Source organism: Pseudomonas sp. (assembly GCF_026224925.1).
GTDB lineage: Bacteria > Pseudomonadota > Gammaproteobacteria > Pseudomonadales > Pseudomonadaceae > Aquipseudomonas.
This window is the reverse complement of sequence record NZ_JAMFRV010000132.1, coordinates 1-3,346: the sequence shown is the minus strand read 5'-3', so window position 1 is coordinate 3,346 and position 3,346 is coordinate 1. Positions and strand designations below refer to the sequence as shown.

The following is a 3,346-nucleotide window of genomic DNA, read 5'->3' as shown; positions in this document are numbered from 1 at the left end:
TCTGGGTCAGCTTTGAACTCCAGCAATACCCGAACGGCATCCAGGTGACCGTGATAGCTGGCAAGCATCAGCAGCGTGTCACCCTTGTGGTTGCGCAAATTAGGCGTCAGTTCCCTTTCCAGCAACAAACCCAGCATCCGCGCATCGCCTTTACGAGCCAGATCAAATACCTGATCGGCAAATTCCGCGGCTTCATCTTCAGTCATTTGCTTGGCCTCGGTGGCCGGCTTGGAATCGTCAGACATAGTGCTTTGCTCCTTAAGGGCCGTGTGCGCAGGCTACCGAACAGCCTGTTGCAGTCATCGGGTTTGCCAGCAGTCTCCAGAGCAACCCGCTGAGGGTCAAGGTATGCGGGCGATAGTGAAATTCAATAACCGTGCGTTGGGTTCGGCATCCATGGCCTCCCGTCGTTCAACTGGAAAAAAGAGAAGGATAAATCCGCGCCGGCAGTGTCCTAAGCGTATGGATAACCGAAACTGCCTTCCAGCACGTCCTATCACCAGGGCGCTCAACCCGCAAAATGCAGGATGCCCGATGGCTACTCGTGCAATATGCACGAACCAAAAAAATCATGACCCTTCTAAGTCTTTGATTTAAATAATTATTTTTATATAAGAATGCTGGCACAGACACTGCAACAGTCTCCCCAAGCTTGTTATCCCTTGAGCAACGGAGCCGCCAGACATGACTTTTATCCAAGAAAAATTTTCGTCAGTATTTTCTGAGTTCGAAGTAACTACTCAGTTGCGCCCAGACGGCGGTGTGCTGCTAAGCCTGCGTAACAGCGAAGGTAAACAAATTCGCCGCTCGGTAACCTACGCACAACTGCATACACCAGTTCAACTGGATTGGGTGATCAGCGCGATTCGCCGTGACCTCGCAGCACAAGCCAGTGAACTGCCAGCGATTTCCATGCTGCAAAGCCAGCATCGTTTTGACTTGCCGACTTACCACACTCGCTAAGCAGACCGCTTGGTAACGTGAACGTAGCAACGATTAAAAGACCTTGGCGCCCTTAACGGGAGCCAGGGTCTTTTTGTATATATGCCAAGTCACCCCTGACTAAAATAACTGTCCCACCGCAACAGTTAATAGCGTCTACAGCTGTTTTACACCTACCTGTCCGGGTAGTTTTAATCAGCTGAGGTTCGTCTTAACGTTACCCCGTCAAGCACATCGCTTGATCTAACTTATAGGGGAAACATGATGACCAAGCCCACTCTCAACCGAGTCAAGCCCTCAACAAACCAAACCTTTGGCTTTTATCCACTAACCAAGTGGTGACAGCAGGACGCTGATAACCCGTCGCGGGATAACACCGCGACGGGTTCTTTTGTAAAAGGTATGGAGTTGGACATGAACCGTTTGAAGCACTTCGAAACTTTCTTTGATTCGCGCGATATAACTTTACTCACAGACTCTCCAGAACTGGTTGCCTATGCGTTGGCACATCAAGTGCCGGCGAGGTTGATCAGCGAACTGCACCACCTGCCAGCCAATAGCGTGTGCATTACTGTCAGCCGGGAAGGCACCGAGTCACTGCTGCAATTGTCGGTGCAGAGTGAATCTGGACGAGCCATTTACACTCAGGCGCATGCGTTCGACCCGGCACCGAACAGCGTGATGTATACCTTCGAGCAAATGTGCAGCAGTGACTATCGCCAAGCCATGCACAAGCAGGAGCAGTTGCTGACATTACTGGACGATCACCGCCAGCTTGTTCTTGTCGGGCCAAATTGCGCCGGCCACTTGGTCATTACCGAGGGCGTAGCACCGTACGCAATGATTGAGGAGGATATTCATGCGGCGAAGGAAAAATTCATCTTCCCGCTGGCTGAATTACTGGAGGTCCATTACACCCACATGAACCCGGACGAACCCCGCTCTTTTACCCTTACCGGTGAGTTTCAGGTCGCCGGCATGTTGTCGGCGCGTGGCTACCATGATCCATCGATACCCCCGCGCTTGATAGAATCGCTGGCCACGATGGCAAATAACATCGCGCGTCACCGTGCCACCGTTACGATCAAGGACAGTCAGGTCACCTCGTTCAAGATCGCTGGCCGCGACTACTGCGCACTGCTGAACGAAGCCACCGGCCCACGTGGCCTACACCTGACCGAATGCGCATTCGGGGTCAACGCCAGCATTGCGCGCACTATTGATTACCGAATCAACTCACAACTCAACGAGGGCATTGAAGGCCTGCACGTTGCGGTCGGTGACGGCCGACAGGGTTACCACATCGACCTGTTGATGCCGGGTGTAGTGGCGGCGCCGCTGCCAGGTTGAATCACTTGAGAATGCCTTGATACAGCGCCTCCCCCACCGCTTGTGCCCGGTTCGAAACCCCTAACTTGGAATAGATACTTTTAAAGTGATACTTCACGGTCGCTTCGGATATCTCACGGATAATCCCGATTTCCCAGGCTGTCTTCCCCGCCCTCGCCCACTTGAGGACTTCCAGTTCTTTTTCGCTCAACGCTTTGGCATGGAACTTACGCCCTCTACCAGCCATGTGCAGAATCGGTACGAGGCTGCTGAGCAGGTACTTGTCGTTGTCGCTGAGTGGGCGGGTCATGCCGTTGAGTGAACAAACCGTGACCACGCCCTGACTGGCCAAGGTTTCGTTGGAATAACCATAAGAAACAGCAGGCAGCAATTGGTAGTCTTTAACCACCTCTTTGAACGTTGGCGTCGGAGGGTGTAATACAAAGGCCGTTTCCCACGCCACAAAACCTAACTGTTCCCGGTAGCTGCGCATCACCGGATCATCAATATTGAGTCGTGCATGACGATAAAGCTCTCGCCAGACACTGTCCACGTTTGACGTAATACAGGTCAGCAGCACCGGGCCCTTGAACTGATAAAACAGGGCGCGCTCACAACAGCATTGGCTACGCAACCATTCCAGTGCATTTTCAATGGCCTTGTCACCATTGAGTTCGGTAATACCGGTAACCATCTGCTGAATAAGTTGGTTTAAATCGGCATTCATTGCCTCGACTGTTTCCATCTCCACGCTCCTTTTAACCCCGACGTTTGTCGCTCTAGTGCGCATCGACAATTAACGTATCGACCCACAAAGAGTTGCACAGTAAAAGGCTTTTAAAAATCAGGAAAAACACAAACAGTACTTACTTACGCGATAACGAGAATATTCTTACAAGCCGACAAACCACCACCTACAGCAATCAGCCCCCCATCCAAAACAGACGGGAGGGCCTACACCGTCAGAACGTATTCAGGTCAATAACCGCAAAACTGCCTACATTGGCATGTCCGACCAGCTCACCGCTGCCCCGAACCAAACCACACGTCGCCATGCCCGCCTGCTGCGCGGCAT

4 protein-coding genes and 1 pseudogene are annotated in these 3,346 nt (G+C 52.2%); 2 read left to right on the top strand and 3 right to left on the bottom strand.

The window, feature by feature from the left end:
- On the bottom strand, nucleotides 1–245 hold a 245-nt coding region (locus M0974_RS05860), incomplete at its 3' end, for an ankyrin repeat domain-containing protein (protein WP_297833951.1).
- A gap of 439 nt (nucleotides 246–684) precedes the next feature.
- Here M0974_RS05860 and M0974_RS05855 point away from each other — a divergent pair.
- Both M0974_RS05855 and M0974_RS05850 read left to right on the top strand, forming a co-directional pair.
- A complete protein-coding gene (locus M0974_RS05855) occupies nucleotides 685–963 on the top strand; it encodes a DUF3509 domain-containing protein (RefSeq protein ID WP_297833949.1) in 279 nt (92 codons plus the stop codon).
- Nucleotides 964–1,356: 393 nt separating this feature from the next.
- Nucleotides 1,357–2,292, top strand: coding sequence for a hypothetical protein (locus M0974_RS05850; RefSeq protein ID WP_297833946.1), 936 nt, complete (start codon nucleotides 1,357–1,359; stop codon nucleotides 2,290–2,292).
- A gap of 1 nt (nucleotide 2,293) precedes the next feature.
- On the opposite strand, the gene M0974_RS05845 is transcribed toward M0974_RS05850, so the two are convergent.
- Complete coding sequence (locus M0974_RS05845; RefSeq protein ID WP_297833943.1) at nucleotides 2,294–3,016, bottom strand: helix-turn-helix transcriptional regulator; 723 nt, start codon at nucleotides 3,014–3,016, stop codon at nucleotides 2,294–2,296.
- A gap of 217 nt (nucleotides 3,017–3,233) precedes the next feature.
- Nucleotides 3,234–3,346 (bottom strand): annotated as a pseudogene (locus M0974_RS05840) (acireductone synthase); the annotation flags it as partial.